Annotated in this window: 13 protein-coding genes; 9 read left to right on the top strand and 4 right to left on the bottom strand. The window is 70.7% G+C overall.

The genetic code is table 11. The features are described from left to right. The first annotated feature begins 7 nt into the window (after positions 1 to 7). From ACFWPS_RS13200 to ACFWPS_RS13170, 7 genes are all read left to right on the top strand, one after another. Positions 8 to 421 (top strand): roadblock/LC7 domain-containing protein, encoded by a 414-nt coding sequence (locus ACFWPS_RS13200; RefSeq protein ID WP_003973453.1) that lies wholly within the window; start codon positions 8 to 10, stop codon positions 419 to 421. Between the two features lie 110 nt (positions 422 to 531). Then, on the top strand, positions 532 to 930 hold the full coding sequence (locus ACFWPS_RS13195; protein ID WP_019058642.1) for a DUF742 domain-containing protein: 399 nt from the start codon (positions 532 to 534) through the stop codon (positions 928 to 930). Then, positions 911 to 1,486 carry an ATP/GTP-binding protein gene (locus ACFWPS_RS13190; RefSeq protein WP_046729249.1) on the top strand — a complete coding sequence of 192 codons (576 nt, stop codon included), beginning with the start codon at positions 911 to 913 and terminating at the stop codon, positions 1,484 to 1,486. The genes ACFWPS_RS13195 and ACFWPS_RS13190 overlap by 20 nt, the downstream gene beginning before the upstream one ends. Before the next feature lie 392 nt (positions 1,487 to 1,878). Continuing rightward, positions 1,879 to 5,145, top strand: a complete 3,267-nt coding sequence (locus ACFWPS_RS13185; protein WP_383704243.1) for a nitrate- and nitrite sensing domain-containing protein — start codon at positions 1,879 to 1,881, stop codon at positions 5,143 to 5,145. Positions 5,146 to 5,155: 10 nt separating this feature from the next. Beyond that, positions 5,156 to 5,569 carry a roadblock/LC7 domain-containing protein gene (locus tag ACFWPS_RS13180; RefSeq protein ID WP_093825739.1) on the top strand — a complete coding sequence of 138 codons (414 nt, stop codon included), beginning with the start codon at positions 5,156 to 5,158 and terminating at the stop codon, positions 5,567 to 5,569. Between the two features lie 98 nt (positions 5,570 to 5,667). Continuing rightward, a complete protein-coding gene (locus ACFWPS_RS13175) occupies positions 5,668 to 6,237 on the top strand; it encodes a DUF742 domain-containing protein (protein WP_383704241.1) in 570 nt (189 codons plus the stop codon). Further along, entirely contained in the window at positions 6,218 to 6,799 is a 582-nt protein-coding gene (locus ACFWPS_RS13170) for an ATP/GTP-binding protein (protein ID WP_123973912.1), read from the top strand. Before ACFWPS_RS13175 ends, ACFWPS_RS13170 begins: the two co-directional genes overlap by 20 nt. A gap of 155 nt (positions 6,800 to 6,954) precedes the next feature. Here ACFWPS_RS13170 and ACFWPS_RS13165 read toward each other — a convergent pair whose 3' ends face one another. Both ACFWPS_RS13165 and ACFWPS_RS13160 read right to left on the bottom strand, forming a co-directional pair. Continuing rightward, positions 6,955 to 9,045 carry a protein kinase gene (locus ACFWPS_RS13165; RefSeq protein WP_383704239.1) on the bottom strand — a complete coding sequence of 697 codons (2,091 nt, stop codon included), beginning with the start codon at positions 9,043 to 9,045 and terminating at the stop codon, positions 6,955 to 6,957. A gap of 92 nt (positions 9,046 to 9,137) precedes the next feature. Continuing rightward, positions 9,138 to 10,454 carry a hypothetical protein gene (locus tag ACFWPS_RS13160; RefSeq protein ID WP_383704237.1) on the bottom strand — a complete coding sequence of 439 codons (1,317 nt, stop codon included), beginning with the start codon at positions 10,452 to 10,454 and terminating at the stop codon, positions 9,138 to 9,140. A 216-nt stretch (positions 10,455 to 10,670) separates the two neighbouring features. Here ACFWPS_RS13160 and ACFWPS_RS13155 point away from each other — a divergent pair, with 216 nt between their 5' ends. Together ACFWPS_RS13155 and ACFWPS_RS13150 are read left to right on the top strand one after the other, a co-directional pair. Then, on the top strand, positions 10,671 to 11,765 hold the full coding sequence (locus tag ACFWPS_RS13155) for an NlpC/P60 family protein (RefSeq protein WP_383704235.1): 1,095 nt from the start codon (positions 10,671 to 10,673) through the stop codon (positions 11,763 to 11,765). A gap of 17 nt (positions 11,766 to 11,782) precedes the next feature. Continuing rightward, positions 11,783 to 12,520 carry a hypothetical protein gene (locus ACFWPS_RS13150; RefSeq protein WP_383704233.1) on the top strand — a complete coding sequence of 246 codons (738 nt, stop codon included), beginning with the start codon at positions 11,783 to 11,785 and terminating at the stop codon, positions 12,518 to 12,520. Positions 12,521 to 12,601: 81 nt separating this feature from the next. Here ACFWPS_RS13150 and ACFWPS_RS13145 read toward each other — a convergent pair whose 3' ends face one another. Together ACFWPS_RS13145 and ACFWPS_RS13140 are read right to left on the bottom strand one after the other, a co-directional pair. After that, positions 12,602 to 12,799: an acyl-CoA carboxylase subunit epsilon gene (locus ACFWPS_RS13145; protein ID WP_089098553.1), complete on the bottom strand. Its 198-nt coding sequence runs from the start codon at positions 12,797 to 12,799 to the stop codon at positions 12,602 to 12,604. A 35-nt stretch (positions 12,800 to 12,834) separates the two neighbouring features. Continuing rightward, a complete protein-coding gene (locus ACFWPS_RS13140; RefSeq protein WP_383704230.1) occupies positions 12,835 to 14,430 on the bottom strand; it encodes an acyl-CoA carboxylase subunit beta in 1,596 nt (531 codons plus the stop codon). Positions 14,431 to 14,843 lie beyond the last annotated feature (413 nt).

Raw genomic sequence — 14,843 nt, 5'->3', positions numbered from 1 at the left:
GAGTCCGATGAGCCAGGCGGCACAGAACCTCAACTGGTTGATCACCAACTTCGTGGACAACACCCCAGGTGTGTCCCACACCGTCGTCGTGTCCGCCGACGGTCTCCTTCTGGCGATGTCCGAAGGCTTCCCGCGTGACCGTGCCGACCAGCTGGCGGCCGTCGCGTCCGGGCTCACCTCGCTGACGGCCGGGGCCTCCCGGATCTTCGAGGGCGGCAACGTGGCGCAGACGGTCGTCGAGATGGAACGCGGCTTTCTCTTCCTGATGTCCGTCTCCGACGGTTCGTCCCTCGCCGTTCTGGCCCACCCTGAGTGCGACATCGGCCTCGTCGGCTACGAGATGGCACTGCTGGTCGACCGCGCGGGCGCGGTGCTCACGCCCGACCTGCGCGCCGAACTGCAAGGCAGTCTGCTCCACTGACCGCCTGGATCCAACCCACCTCACCAAATCACCGTCCGGCCGCCACAATCCCCCCACCGGCCACGTCCGACGGCACGACTGACCGACTTGCTGTCCCGCCCGGAGGAACGATGACCCCGCCCACCGCCTCTCATGATCCGTACGCGGAGCCGTACGGGGACGAGGGCGACCAGCCGCTGGTACGTCCTTACGCGATGACCGGCGGCCGGACCCGGCCGCGCTATCAGCTCGCCATCGAGGCGCTGATCAGCACGACGGCCGACCCGGCAGCGCTCATGGGGCTGCTCCCGGAGCACCAGCGCATCTGCCACCTGTGCCGCGAGGTGAAGTCGGTGGCCGAGGTCTCGGCGCTGCTCGCCATGCCGCTCGGTGTGGCCCGGATCCTGGTGGCCGACCTCGCCGAGGCCGGCCTGGTCGCCATCCACCAGCCGGGCGGCGACGAGAACAACGGTGGCGCACCTGACGTGACGCTGCTCGAAAGGGTGCTCAGTGGACTTCGCAAGCTCTGACGGAGGCCGGGCCACGACCTCCGCGAAGATCGTGGTGGCGGGCGGCTTCGGCGTCGGCAAGACCACGTTCGTGGGAGCGGTCTCCGAGATCAACCCGCTGCGCACGGAGGCCGTGATGACGTCCGCCTCGGCGGGCATCGACGACCTGACCCACACCGGGGACAAGACCACCACCACGGTGGCCATGGACTTCGGCCGTATCACGCTCGACCAGGACCTGATCCTGTACCTGTTCGGCACACCCGGTCAGGACCGTTTCTGGTTCATGTGGGACGACCTGGTCAGGGGTGCCATCGGCGCGGTGGTGCTCGTGGACACCCGGCGCCTGGCCGACTGTTTCCCGGCGGTGGACTACTTCGAGAACAGCGGTCTGCCGTTCGTCATAGCTCTCAACGGCTTCGACGGGCACCAGCCCTACACACCCGAAGAGGTGCGCGAGGCGCTGCAGATCGGACCGGACGCGCCGATCATCACGACCGACGCCCGGCACCGCGCCGATGCGAAGAGCGCGCTGATCACGCTGGTGGAGCACGCCCTCATGGCGCGCCTGCGGTAGCTACGAAGCCGTACCCAAGTCCGTCGTCGGGTACGGCAGTTGTCGTATGGAAACCGGAGCCGACTGTGGCCTTTGACACGGTCGGCTCCGGTGTTCATAACGTTTCGGCAGAGGAATCCAGTGGTATCGCCACGCGTCGCGGTCGCGCGGTGCCGCTGCGCTCACAATAGCCCCGCCTTTTGGCGGGGCTCGCTCTTTATGACCGTTTTATCTGGGGCTTACATCATCGCTCTCTGCCCCAATGGACTGTTTGGAAGTGCACCGGACCACGTGCTGGAATGCCTGAACTGCCCAATAGTCAACGACGTACTGAGTAGTGGTCTGAGACACACCGGGCTCTGAGAGACTGCGGCACGACGATAGGTGCCCGCCGCCGAGAGGTTGTTGGTCGAGTGAGGCGAAGCAAGAACGGTCCCGAGCCGTCGGCACGGGGCAACTTCACCCCGCCGCCGCGCGCTGCGGCGCCCACCCCTGTGCCAGCCGCGGAACCACCGGCCGCGCCCGCGAAGAGCGGCGGCCGTTTCTCCCCGCGGAACTGGCGTGTGCCGACCAGGCTGAACGCGATCCTGCTCATACCCGTGGTCGTCGGCCTGGTCATGGGCGGCTTCCAGGTGAAGAGCTCCATCGACACCTGGCAGGAGGCCCGGGACGCGGAGAACACCGCGCGCCTGGTCCGCGCCGCCCTCACCTACGGCGACGCCCTCTACAACGAGCGTGACGTCAGCGCGGCACCACTGCTCCTGGACAAGAACAAGGCGACGGTCACCCAGGCGCGTGCCGCGACCGACAAGGCCGCCGACGCCTTCGACGCCGCCGCGCAGAACATGCCGCAGAAGCCGGGCCTGGAGCGCCGCCTGAAGCTGTTCCGCGAGGCGGAGCCCACCCTCACGAACCTGCGCGCCGCCGCCTACACCAGCAAGCTCGGCGGTGTGAAGACGGAAGAGGGTTACACCCAGGTCGCCCACCCGCTGATGGAGTTCGCCAACGAGCTCGGTCTGGGCACCGGAAACATCACCTCCTACGGCCGTACCGTCTACGCGATCTCGCTCACCAAGGCCGCCCTGTCGCTGGAGCGGTCGATCGGCATGCACCTGCTGGTCAAGCCCGGCCCGGACGCCGGCAACCTGGCCACCCAGCGGGTCGCCCTCTCCTCGTACGCCTACCTCGAAGGCATCGCCGTCGAGGAGTACGTCGGCGGTGGTACCGAGGCCGACGCGCAGAAGCTGACCGACCTCGAGAAGAAGATCAGGACCGACGGCGCGACGCTGGTCCAGCAGGCCAAGGCCAAGGACCCGAACTACGTGGCCCCGCCGTCCAAGGACAACGCGATGGTCTCGGCGCTGGCGACGCTGCCGAACACCGACGCGAGCACCCGCCAGGCGCTGGCCACCGAGGGCATCACCGCCGAGAACTGGTGGACGGTCAACACCCTCAAGTACCAGGCCTACCGCACGATCGAGTCGGACATGGCCGACAAGGCGGTGAGCGAGGCCTCCGACATCGCCGACAGCGCCAAGACGGACGCGTTCATCACCGCCGCCGCGGTCATGGTCGCGCTGCTCGCCGCGTTCATCCTGGCCGGCATGGTGGCCCGCCAGATGTCCCGCTCGATGCGCCAGCTGCGCAACGCCGCCTTCGGCATCGCCGAGCAGCGCCTGCCGATGCTGGTCGACCAGCTCTCCCGCACCGACCCCGGCCGGGTCGACACCCGGGTGGCGCCGATCCCGATCACCTCGACCGACGAGATCGGCGAAGTCGCCCGCGCGTTCGACCAGGTCCACCGCGAGGCCGTCCGGCTCGCCGCCGAGCAGGCCCTGCTGCGGGGCAACATCAACGCGATCTTCACCAACCTGTCGCGCCGCAACCAGTCGCTGATCGAGGGCCAGCTGACCCTGATCACCGACCTGGAGAACAACGAGGCCGACCCGGACCAGCTGGAGAACCTCTTCAAGCTGGACCACCTCGCGACCCGTATGCGCCGCAACGGCGAGAACCTCCTGGTCCTCGCCGGCGAGGAGCCCGGCCGCCGCTGGGACCAGCCGGTCCCGCTGGTCGACGTGCTGCGCGCCGCCTCCTCCGAGGTGGAGCAGTACGAGCGCGTCGAGCTCTCCGGCGTCCCGGAGGCCGAGATCCACGGCCGCGCGGTCACCGACCTCGTGCACCTGCTCGCCGAGCTCCTGGAGAACGCCACCACGTTCTCCTCGCCGCAGACCAAGGTCCGCGTCACCGCGACCCGTCTCCCCGACGGCCGCGTCATGATCGAGATCCACGACAAGGGCATCGGCCTCACCGCCGAGGACTTCGCGGACATCAACCACAAGCTGGCCAACCCGCCGACCGTGGACGCCGCGATCTCCCAGCGCATGGGCCTGTTCGTGGTCGGCCGGCTGTCCGACCGGCACGGCATCCGCGTCCAGCTGCGCCCCTCCGGCGAGCAGGCCGGCACCACCTCGCTGGTCATGCTGCCGGACGCGATCACCCACGGTGGTGGTGGCGAACAGCAGCTGGACCGCGACGAGTTCACGGTCTCGCAGATCATCCCGGAGCAGCAGTTCCAGGCCGAGAGCTTCAGTCAGCCGCAGCTCCAGCCGATGCGTACGGCGGCCGAGCTCGGCTTCGACGACAGCCGCTACATCGAGGTTCCCGACGACATCCGTGACCTCGACCCCGTGGGCCGCTCCCTGATGCGCGAGGAGCGCCGTGCGGCCCTGGAGGCCCAGGCGCAGCCCCTGCAGGGCACAGAGCTCCCGCAGGCCCCGCAGGAGACCGCGGAGATCCCGGCGTACGTCGACGAGTTCGACAGCGGCCGGCAGGGCTACGGCACGAACGGTACGGGTTTCCAGGAGCAGCCCACGGGCTACGACGGGCAGCCGGCGTACCAGGAGCAGCCGCAGAGCACGTACGACGAGCAGTACTACGCGCCGAACGGCGGCCTGCCGCAGAACGACACGTTCTCGCCCGACGCGTTCTCCGTCAACGGCGGCTACCCGGAGCCCGTTTATCCGGAGCAGGTCCAGGAGGAGCCCGCGGCCGCGCAGGCCACGGCCGCCGAGGCGTTCGCGGCCTTCGGCGAGCAGCCCTACCAGGACGACTGGCCGCAGCAGGACGGTTACACGAACGGCTACCCGGCCCAGTACGCTCCGGAAGCGGAGTCGGCGCAGGCCGGTGACGTGGCCGAGCGGAACCGCGTAGGCTTCGACCGTCCGGGAGCGGCCCCCTCCGCGGGCCACCAGCTGACCGACGCCGGGCTGCCCCGCCGGGGCTCCACCGGCGGCGCGAACGGCGCGGGTCCCGGGCAGCAGACCTCGGCACCGGCGGCTCCGGCTCCGGCACCGGCGTCCTCCGCTCCGGAGCCGGTCGGCGACAGCTCCTGGCGTTCGCAGAACGACGAGCGCTGGCAGCAGGCCTCGGCGCTGCGCAAGCCCAAGGCGGGCGGGGTCACCTCCTCCGGCCTGCCGAGGCGGGTACCCAAGGCCAACCTGGTCGAGGGAGCCGCCGAGAGCACCCCTCAGGGAGGCCCACAGGTCTCCCGCGCCCCGGAGGACATCCGGGGCAGGCTGAGCAACCTGCGTCGCGGCGTCGAGCGCGGGCGCAACGCAGGCAGTGAAACGAACGGCCAGGGCTTCGGTCCTGACAGCACCTACAACCAGGAGCGTTAGTGTGAGCCCGATGAGCCAGGCGGCACAGAACCTGAACTGGTTGATCACCAACTTCGTGGACAACACCCCGGGGGTGTCCCACACGGTGGTGGTCTCCGCCGACGGACTCCTTCTGGCGATGTCCGAAGGCTTCCCCCGCGACCGCGCCGACCAGCTCGCGGCCGTTGCTTCCGGTCTGACGTCCCTGACGGCAGGCGCCTCCCGGATCTTCGAGGGTGGCAGCGTGAATCAGACGGTTGTGGAGATGGAGCGGGGATTCCTGTTCATCATGTCCGTTTCCGATGGATCATCGCTGGCGGTCCTGGCCCACCCGGAGGCCGACATCGGTCTGATTGGGTACGAGATGGCCCTTTTGGTGGACCGCGCAGGCACGGTACTTACCCCGGATCTGCGCCAGGAACTCCAAGGAAGCCTTCTCAACTAACAGTCAGGCGGTGCGTTTTGGTGTCCCGGGGCCGTAAGGTTTCGGGACGCGGCTCCACAAGGATGGGTGCCCGGTGCACGGTCGGAGGAGGAGAGAAAGTGGCAACACCCCCAGGCGGTTCTAATAACGGCAACTGGTCGTACGGGCCTGCGCAGGGCCAGGGCGACGGTTCCGGGAACCGGTACAACTTCCCCTCCTCGCCGAGCCACCGGCAGCCGTACGCACCGCAGGGCCCCGGTCCCTCGCCGTACGACCAGCCGCCGGCGCCGCGCATCCAGCCGGTACAGCCGCAGCGCCGCCCCGAGCCGGCGCCGGCCTCGGGGTCCAACAACCCCCTGGTGCGTCCGTACGCCATGACCGGTGGCCGGACCCGCCCGCGGTACCAGCTCGCCATCGAGGCACTGGTGCACACCACCGCGCAGCCGCACCAGATGCAGGGCCAGCTGCCCGAGCATCAGCGGATCTGCAACCTCTGCCGGGAGATCAAGTCGGTGGCCGAAGTCTCGGCCCTGCTGTCGATCCCTCTCGGCGTGGCCAGGATCCTCGTCGCCGACTTGGCGGAGGCGGGCCTGGTCGCCATCCATCAGCCCGGCGGCGACGAGAACGCCGGTGGCCAGCCAGACGTGACACTGCTCGAAAGGGTGCTCAGTGGACTTCGCAAGCTCTAGCGGCGGTCCTTCCCGCTCCACCACCTCCGCGAAGATCGTGGTGGCGGGCGGCTTCGGCGTGGGCAAGACCACGTTCGTCGGTGCCGTCTCGGAGATCAACCCGCTGCGCACAGAGGCCGTGATGACGTCCGCGTCTGCCGGCATCGACGACCTCACCCATACCGGGGACAAGACGACCACCACGGTCGCCATGGACTTCGGCCGTATCACCCTGGACCAGGACCTGATCCTGTACCTGTTCGGCACCCCCGGTCAGGACCGCTTCTGGTTCATGTGGGACGACCTGGTACGAGGCGCGATCGGCGCGATCGTCCTTGTCGACACCCGCCGCCTCGCCGACTGCTTCCCCGCGGTCGACTACTTCGAGAACTCGGGCCTGCCGTTCGTCGTCGCCCTCAACGGCTTCGACGGCAGCCAGCCCTACAACCCCGAAGAGGTCCGCGAGGCCCTGCAGATCGGCCCGGACACGCCGATCATCACGACCGACGCCCGCCACCGCGCGGACGCGAAGTCGGCGCTGATCACCCTCGTGGAGCACGCCCTGATGGCTCGGCTCCGTTAGGTTCGGCTGTTGGGCTGCCACGGCTGGTCGTACGCCGACTGCGGGTGGTTCGTGGCTTGTCGCGCCCACGCGGCGGAGCCGCACATGGATTGAGTCCCGCGCCCCTTCGGGGGCGCGTTGCTGGGCCCCTTCTTTGAAGGGGCCCTCGGTTTTTGTCAGGAGCAGGTTGCCGTCACCATGTCGGCGACCACTCCCCGGCCACCCGCGGGGCCCGTGTTGGTCAGGGTCAGGTCGATGGTGCCGGTGTGGAAGGAATAGGTGCGGGTGGTGTACCAGCCGCCCGCGTCGTAGGTGTGCTGGTCGAAGGTGAAGGCGTACTTGTAGTCGGCCTGGCCGTCGACGGTGCTGTCCACGTCGTAGACCTTGTAGTGGGCCGTGGTGGCCCAGGTGCCCGTCGCCACGTGGATGCGGAAGCTGCACGCGTCGACCTCGGTGCCGGGGGTGAAGACCCAGTCGGCGTTGGCGGTCCAGCCGTCGTCGTTGTCGTTGTAGAGGTTGATGTACTCGGCCGCGTCGCAGCCGTGAAGGTAGGCGCCGCCCGTGGTCTGCTTCCACTCGCCGTCCTTGGCGTAGAAGCTGGTCTCCGCCGCACCGGGGGAGGCACAGTGGGTGCCCGCGTAGCCGGTCCAGGTGACCGTCGGGGTCTGGCTGGTGGCGACGCCCGGGGCGCTCGGGGAGGGCGACGTCGTCCGCGTACCGGCGGCGCCCTGGCCCGAAAGGTCGGCCCCGGAGGCCGAGCGGCCGGGAGTGGCCGAGTGCCGGGCGCCGGGTGACGGCGTGCCGGGCGGGCTCGCGGCGGCCGAGGCCGAGGCCGTGGGGCCGCCGGTCTCCGGTGGGGTGGTGGTGAGCGTGGAGGTCCCGGAGCGGCCGACGGTCAGGGCCACGGCGACGGCGATGCCGGTGGCGAGGACGAGGGGTACGGCAGTGAGCCGGACGCGGACCACGGTACGGCGGGTGGCGGCCCTGGCGAGGGTGTCGTCGACCTCCTTCCGTCGGGCGGCCAGCCGGGCGGCGGCGGCCGTGGGCAGCCAGGCCAGCTCCTCCGGGCGGTCGGCGCCGCACAGCGCGACGATCTCCTCGGGCGTCGGGCGGCGCCCGGGATCCTTGTCCAGGCAACGCCCGATCAGCTCCCGCAGCCGGTCGTCACCGCAGTCGAGGGCGGCCGGGTCGGGATCGGCGTGCGCGATGCGGTACAGCACCTCACCACTGGTGCCGTCGCCGAACGGCGGCACGCCGGTGGCCGCGTAGGCGAGCACACAGCCCAGGGCGAACACGTCGGAGGCCGCGGTGACCGCCCGCCCGTCGGCCTGCTCGGGCGCCATGAACGGCACCGTGCCCACGCGGACACCGGTCCGGGTCAGCCGGGCGGCGTCCGCGGCGCGGGCCACCCCGAAGTCGACGACCTTGGGGCCGTCGTCGTCCAGGACGACGTTGCCGGGCGTCAGGTCGCGGTGCAGCACACCGGCGCCGTGGATGGCGGCCAGGGCCTCGGCGATGCCGGCGGCCAGGCCCAGCACGACCGCGGCGGGCAGCGCGCCGGCGGACCCCACGGCCTCCGCCACGGTCGGTCCGGGCAGGTACTCGGTGGCCAGCCAGGGCCGTTCGGCCTTCGTGTCGGCCTCCAGCACGGCCGCGGTGTAGGGCCCCGACACCCGGCGGGCCGCCGCCACCTCCGCGGTGAACCGCTCCCGGAAGTGCGGGTCCTCGGCCAGGTCCGCCCGCACCACCTTCACGGCGACCGGCCGCCCGGCCCGGGACACCCCCAGGTACACCACGCCCATCGAACCAGCCCCGAGACGCCGGAGAAGGCGGTAAGGGCCCGCCTTCGCGGGGTCGGAGGGGGAGAGGGGGGTGACGGGCGGGGCGGGGGCGGAGGCGGAGGCGAGGACGGGGGCCGCGAGCTCCGGTCCGGGTTCCGGGGCGTCTGTCGTAAAAACGTCCGTCGCAGCGGCGGCGGCCAGGAGCTCCGGGGCGTGGCCGCTGCGCAGCCGGGTGTCCAGTTCTCGCCACCGGTCCTGCCAGCGCCGCACGTCACCGCCGCAGGCGGTCACGAACGCGGCGGTGACCTCCCACGAGGGCAGCCGGCGTCCGGACGCGGCGTCCGACAGGGCGGAGGACGAGTAGCGGGCGCGGGCCGCCAGTTCCCGGTAGGTCGGCGAGCCGGGTGCCTGCGCCCGCAGCTCACGCAGCCCCTCGGCGAAGTCCTTCAACGGACCGTCCGGAACCGCAGCTTCCCGTCTGCCCATCGCGCCGCCCCTCAGCCCCACGGGTACCACCGCCCGGTCATATTAGTGCTCGGCCGGTGCGGTAGCCGTCGTGATCCGGCCATGACGGGCGGTCAGCCGCCGGTGCCGGCGGTCGTGGCGACCTGGTGCAGGACGGCGCGGTTGGCGTCGGTGATGTCACTGGTGAACACGAGGATGAGGACGGGGTGTTCGGCCACGGCGGCCCGCAGGTCGTCGGCCAGGTTGTCGCCGGTGTCACCCGTCGCGCCGCGCATCTCGGCGATGACGGGCGTCCGTCCCCACGGCGCGGACAGGGTACGGCCGGGGACGACGCCGTTGTCCTGGAGCCAGATCCCCTTGGCCACCGCATAGTTCACGATCTTGTTCTCGTCGTAGCCGTCGCTGCCCCCGATGAACGTCTTGTCCGGCATCAGCGCCAGCGGGGTGCGGTGGAAGACGTTCGTGTACGTACCGATGGTGTGCTGGGCGTACCCCCACCACAGCTCGTCGGTGTAGCCGACGGCCTGCCACAGCGAGAGCAGGTCCGGGTTCTTCTCGCTGTCGGCCTTGCTCTCCCCGCCGACGCCGAGGGAGATGTCCACGGCGGAGACGGCCGCGTCGCCGTCGTAGCGGGCGGCGAAGGCGGCCAGAAACGTGTCGAGGTCGCTCTCGAAGGTCTGGTTCCAGTACTCCGGCATGACCGCGCCGTCCTGCTCGGTCACCGACTTCACGCCCTGGGCGTAGACCCAGGCCGGGGTGCCGTGCGCGGAGTCGGCGGCGGTGTCCCACTTCGCCCAGCCGGCCGCGGACACCCGCAGCACGACCTTCTTGCCCGCGGCCACCCAGGGCTTCATGTCCTGGTCGATGAGGTTCCAGCAGTACTGGCCCTGCCGCGGCTCCAGTTGGGCCCAGTAGTAGACGAGCGACCGTCCGGCCACGTCCGGGTCGGTGGCGAGGTCCGAGGTGTTGCCGCCGCTGAAGGCGTAGACGCCGCGGAAGGAGGGAGCGGCCGACGTCGTCGCGGAGGGCGTGGCGGAGGTGACGCCGGAGGGCGTGGCGGAGGTGACGCCGGAGGGCGTGGCGGAGGTGACGCCGGAGGGCGTGGCGGAGGCGGAGGGCGTGGCCGGTTCGATGTCCGGGCTGGTCAGGGGGCCGGCCGAGGGCGTTCCCGGCGTCGGCGCCGACGACGTGCCGCAGGGCGCCGACGCCGTGCCGGAGCCGGTGGACGGTGTCGGCGAGTCGCCGGCCGGTGTCGCCGAGCCTGCGGACGGTACCGACGAGGCGGCCGCGTCGGCGATCCGGGCCTGGTACGGGGCGTCTGCCGGTCCGGGCAGCGCGTACAGCGCCGCTCCGGTCAGTACCGCCGCCAGGGCTCCGGCGCCGTACGCGACGGCTCTGCGGAACGCGGGCGGCAGATGCGAGCTCTGCATGGGGACCTCTCTTCGTCTCGGTGTCCTGCTTCCAGTCCACGCATGGGCTCGCCGCTCAACCAGCGCTGTTTGTTGATCGGTTGACTCCGGACATCGGCTGCCGCACCGGGCCCCGTTCGCCGTCAATCGGTCAACAAAAGCTGCTGGTGCGTCAATTCGCCGGGCCGTGAAGTGGAGTCATCGCCTCTTTCCCCCCGCTCTCCGGGAGACCCCGCCATGACCGCCGTCCGCCTGACCCGCGTCCCGTTCCTCGCCGTCCTCCTGGCTCTCGTCCTCTCGCTGACCGGCGCCTCCGCGGCGGCGCACGGCACCGCCACGACTGCGCACGGCCCGCACGCGCCCACCGCCTCCCCTGACACCGCCGGACCCGCTCCGCGCCCGGCCGCGAGACGGCACTCCCCCGCCCGGGCAGCCGCCCGTACCGTCCTGTTGCGCCCGGGAGACACCCTCTGGGGCCTGGCCCACCGGTACGGCACCACGGTCGCCGCCCTGCAACGCGCCAACCGCCTGGGCACCTCCACCCTGATCCGGGCCGGCGACCGCCTGACGATCCCCGCGTCCGGCGCCGGGAGCGGTCACCGGTCGACGGCGCACACCACCCCGGCCCCGGCCCGGGACCCGGCGGGCAGCGTCGCGGTGGCGTTCGCCCGCGGCCGGCTCGGCACCCCGTACCGCTGGGGCGGCACCGGGAACGGCGGCTACGACTGCTCGGGGCTGGTCCAAGCCGCCTGGAACGCGGCCGGTGTCCGGCTGCCGCGCACGGCCGCCGCCCAGGCCCGCACCGGATCCCGTACGAGCCGGGCCGAACTCCGGCCGGGGGACCTGGTCTTCACCTACTCCTTCGGCCACGTCCTGCTGTACGCGGGCGGCGGCCGGGTCATCGAGGCCGCCCACACCGGCACCCGGGTCCGGTACGCGCCCCTGCCGGCCGCGGCCGCGGTCGACGCGTACGTCCGCGTCCACGCCCCGGCCGGCACGCAGGCCGCCCGCACCACCGCGACACCGGCCTCCGCGGCGGCGCCTTCGGGCGGCTCGGCACGCCACGCCGCGGTCGCCGTCTTCGGCGGTCAGTACGGCTGCGCCGCCGAGATCATCACCCGCGAGTCCGGCTGGCGTACCACCGCCACCAATCCCACGTCCGGCGCCTACGGCCTCGCGCAGGCCGTGCCCGGTTCGAAGATGGCCCGCTACGGCGGTGACTGGCGTACGGATCCCGCCACCCAGCTGCGCTGGATGCGCTCCTACGTCACCGCCCGGTACGGCAGCGCCTGCGCCGCCTGGGCCTTCTGGCAGACCCACCACTGGTACTGACAACCCAAGGAGAAACCATGTTCGACTACCTGTCCCGGCGCCTGTCCTTCCTGCCCAGGCGCCCCTCCCTGCGCGTCACCGCCGCCCTCCTCACCGCCACGGTGATCGTCGGCACGGGCGTCGGCCTCAGGACCTCCGGCGCCCTGCCCGAGCTCGCCGGCCGGCACTCCTCCGCCACGAAGATCGGCTCCGTCGCCGACGCGGTGGTCTGCGCGCCGGGCACGGGCACCGTCGTGAACCCGGGGACCGGCACCGTCGGCCTCGGCGGCACCGGGACGTCCGACTGCTCGCAGGGATCCGGGACTTCCGCGGGTGCGCCCATCGGCGGCGACACCGTGCGGTCGTGCTGGCTGGCGACGTCGGGCGAGGACGCGTTCAAGGAGTTCATGAAGGGCTGGATCAGCAACAACAGCCAGCGCTGGGCGGGCGAGCTGCAGAACTCGGGCGTGGACCCCGCGACCGCGACGCCCAGCAGTCCGCGCGTGGACAAGGCGTTCACCCAGATGGAGCAGTCGTTCTACGACTCCTCCAGCGCCTTCGCCCAGGCACTGGCCAGCGTGGCACAGAACGACAACGAGCATGTCTCCAGCTGCACGGCCAGTGACGACGGTCCGGAGCCCAACTGGATGGACGAGGCGTTCGGCCAGGCGGTGGACCTGCAGAACGACACGCCGTGGTGGCTGGAGCAGGCCGAGCAGGCCCTGGTGCAGGCGGTGGCCCAGACCGCCTGCGACAACGCCGGCGGCAGCTGCTGACGGCCGTACACGCCGTCGGCCCCGCCACCCGAAAGGGTGACGGGGCCGACAGTCGTCGCACCAAAGCGCCGTACTACGGGCTCAGTGCCAGCTGTGCGGGGCGCGGAAGCCGTTCTCGCGCTCCAGGCGGCGCCAGCCTGCCTTGGCGCGGCCTCGGTGGGTCTGCTCGGTGTCGGCGGTCGGCCGGGCGGCCGCGCGGGCCAGGAGGACCGCCGTGATGGCGGCGACTTCCTCCGGGTCGGCGTTGCCCTTCTCGACGCGGATGTCAGGCACGTTCATGGGTGTCAGTCTCCGTGAGAGAGGTTTCCGCAGGATTACTGCGGGGGGTTGCCGTGCTTACGGGACGGCAGGTCGGCGTGCTTGGTGTGCAGCATCGCCAGGGACTTGGCCAGTACCTCACGGGTCTCGGCCGGGTCGATGACGTCGTCGACCAGGCCGCGCTCGGCCGCGTAGTAGGGGTGCATCAGCTCGGACTTGTACTCCTTGACCATGCGGGCCCGCATGGCCTCGGGGTCCTCGGCCGAGGCGATCTGCCGGCGGAAGATCACGTTGGCGGCACCCTCGGCGCCCATGACCGCGATCTCGTTGGTCGGCCAGGCGTACGTGAGGTCGGCGCCGATCGACTGGGAGTCCATGACGATGTAGGCACCTCCGTACGCCTTGCGCAGGATCAGGGAGATCCGGGGCACGGTCGCGTTGCAGTAGGCGTAGAGGAGCTTCGCGCCGTGGCGGATGATCCCGCCGTGCTCCTGGTCGACACCGGGGAGGAAGCCCGGTACGTCCAGGAATGTGACGATCGGAACATTGAAAGCGTCACACATCTGAACAAAGCGCGCAGCTTTTTCGCTCGCCTCGATGTCCAGGACGCCCGCCAGCACCTGCGGCTGGTTGGCGACGATGCCCACCACCTGGCCGTCGATCCGGGCCAGCGCGCAGATGATGTTCCGCGCCCAGCGCTCGTGGACCTCCAGGTACTCGCCGTCGTCGACGATCTCCTCGATGACCTTGGCCATGTCGTAAGGCCGGTTGCCGTCGGCCGGGACCAGGTCGAGGAGCGTGTCGCTGCGGCGGTCGATCGGGTCCGTGGACTCGACGCGCGGCGGGTTCTCGCGGTTGTTCTGCGGGAGGAGGGAGAGGAGGTAGCGGACCTCCGCGATGCAGGTCTCCTCGTCGTCGTACGCGAAGTGGCAGACGCCGGAGGTCTCCGCGTGGACGTCGGCGCCGCCGAGCCCGTTCTGGGTGATCTCCTCGCCGGTGACCGCCTTGACGACGTCCGGTCCCGTGATGAACATCTGCGAGGTCTCGCGGACCATGAAGACGAAGTCGGTGAGGGCGGGGCTGTAGGCCGCGCCGCCCGCGCACGGGCCGAGCATCACGGAGATCTGCGGGATGACACCCGACGCCTTCGTGTTGCGCTGGAAGATGCCGCCGTAGCCGGCGAGGGCGGAGACACCCTCCTGAATGCGGGCGCCGGCGCCGTCGTTCAGCGACACCAGCGGGGCGCCGGCCGCGATGGCCATGTCCATGATCTTGTGGATCTTGGTGGCGTGGGCCTCGCCCAGTGCGCCGCCGAAGATCCGGAAGTCATGGGCGTAGACGAAGACGGTACGGCCCTCGACCGTGCCCCAGCCGGTGATGACACCATCGGTGTACGGCTTCTTGGCCTCCAGGCCGAAGCCGACCGCGCGGTGCCGGCGCAGCTGCTCGACCTCCTGGAAGGAACCCGGGTCCAGGAGCAGCTCGATGCGCTCCCGGGCCGTCAGCTTGCCCTTGGCGCGCTGTGCCTCGGTCGCCTTCTCGCTGGGTCCCGCCACGGCCGCCGCACGGATCTCGTGCAGCTCGGCGACCCGCCCGCGCGCGTCCGTCGGCTCGCCGGTGGGCTCGCCCGTCGTCTCTTCCAAAACGGTCATGTAGCGACCTTACGAAGGACACCAAGGAATGCGAGACGTCGACTCCGTACAGTCTCCGACGCGTTTTCCTGGAACCACTGAACAGAACCAGAGCGGCATGCAGCCGTTCCGACTGCTCAGGGGGCCCCGCCGTTGTAGGGGTACCACAAAGGCCCCGGCTGAGACGCGCCTCACATTCCCCGACAGCCCGTACCACCCGCGGAGTGACACAGGACTCCGGACGGCGGTTCACCCACACAGAGCCTAGCCGCCCCCTCCAGCGGGTCCCGTCGCCCGTTTCGGGCGGCGCGACGTTACGTTGAGTAATGAATGCGACACGCGTGTCGATGATGTTGAAGGTTGAATGGAATAGGTCTACGGTGTCTCTCGTTGAGTTCGTTGAACGTTAAACATCAAGTCCGCGCCTTCCGCAT

Origin of the sequence: Streptomyces sp. NPDC058457, assembly GCF_042720695.1 — a bacterium.
Classification (GTDB): Bacteria; Actinomycetota; Actinomycetes; order Streptomycetales; family Streptomycetaceae; genus Streptomyces.
Note: the sequence above shows the minus strand (reverse complement) of the source record. Positions and strands in the feature narration are given on the sequence as shown.

Coding starts and splice junctions, on each gene's coding strand:
- ACFWPS_RS13140 (WP_383704230.1), bottom strand. CDS start 14,430: ATGACCGTTTTGGAAGAGACGACGGGCGAGCCCACCGGCGAGCCGACG.
- ACFWPS_RS13155 (WP_383704235.1), top strand. CDS start 10,671: ATGACCGCCGTCCGCCTGACCCGCGTCCCGTTCCTCGCCGTCCTCCTG.
- ACFWPS_RS13160 (WP_383704237.1), bottom strand. CDS start 10,454: ATGCAGAGCTCGCATCTGCCGCCCGCGTTCCGCAGAGCCGTCGCGTAC.
- ACFWPS_RS13145 (WP_089098553.1), bottom strand. CDS start 12,799: ATGAACGTGCCTGACATCCGCGTCGAGAAGGGCAACGCCGACCCGGAG.
- ACFWPS_RS13150 (WP_383704233.1), top strand. CDS start 11,783: ATGTTCGACTACCTGTCCCGGCGCCTGTCCTTCCTGCCCAGGCGCCCC.
- ACFWPS_RS13165 (WP_383704239.1), bottom strand. CDS start 9,045: ATGGGCAGACGGGAAGCTGCGGTTCCGGACGGTCCGTTGAAGGACTTC.
- ACFWPS_RS13180 (WP_093825739.1), top strand. CDS start 5,156: ATGAGCCAGGCGGCACAGAACCTGAACTGGTTGATCACCAACTTCGTG.
- ACFWPS_RS13200 (WP_003973453.1), top strand. CDS start 8: ATGAGCCAGGCGGCACAGAACCTCAACTGGTTGATCACCAACTTCGTG.
- ACFWPS_RS13195 (WP_019058642.1), top strand. CDS start 532: ATGACCCCGCCCACCGCCTCTCATGATCCGTACGCGGAGCCGTACGGG.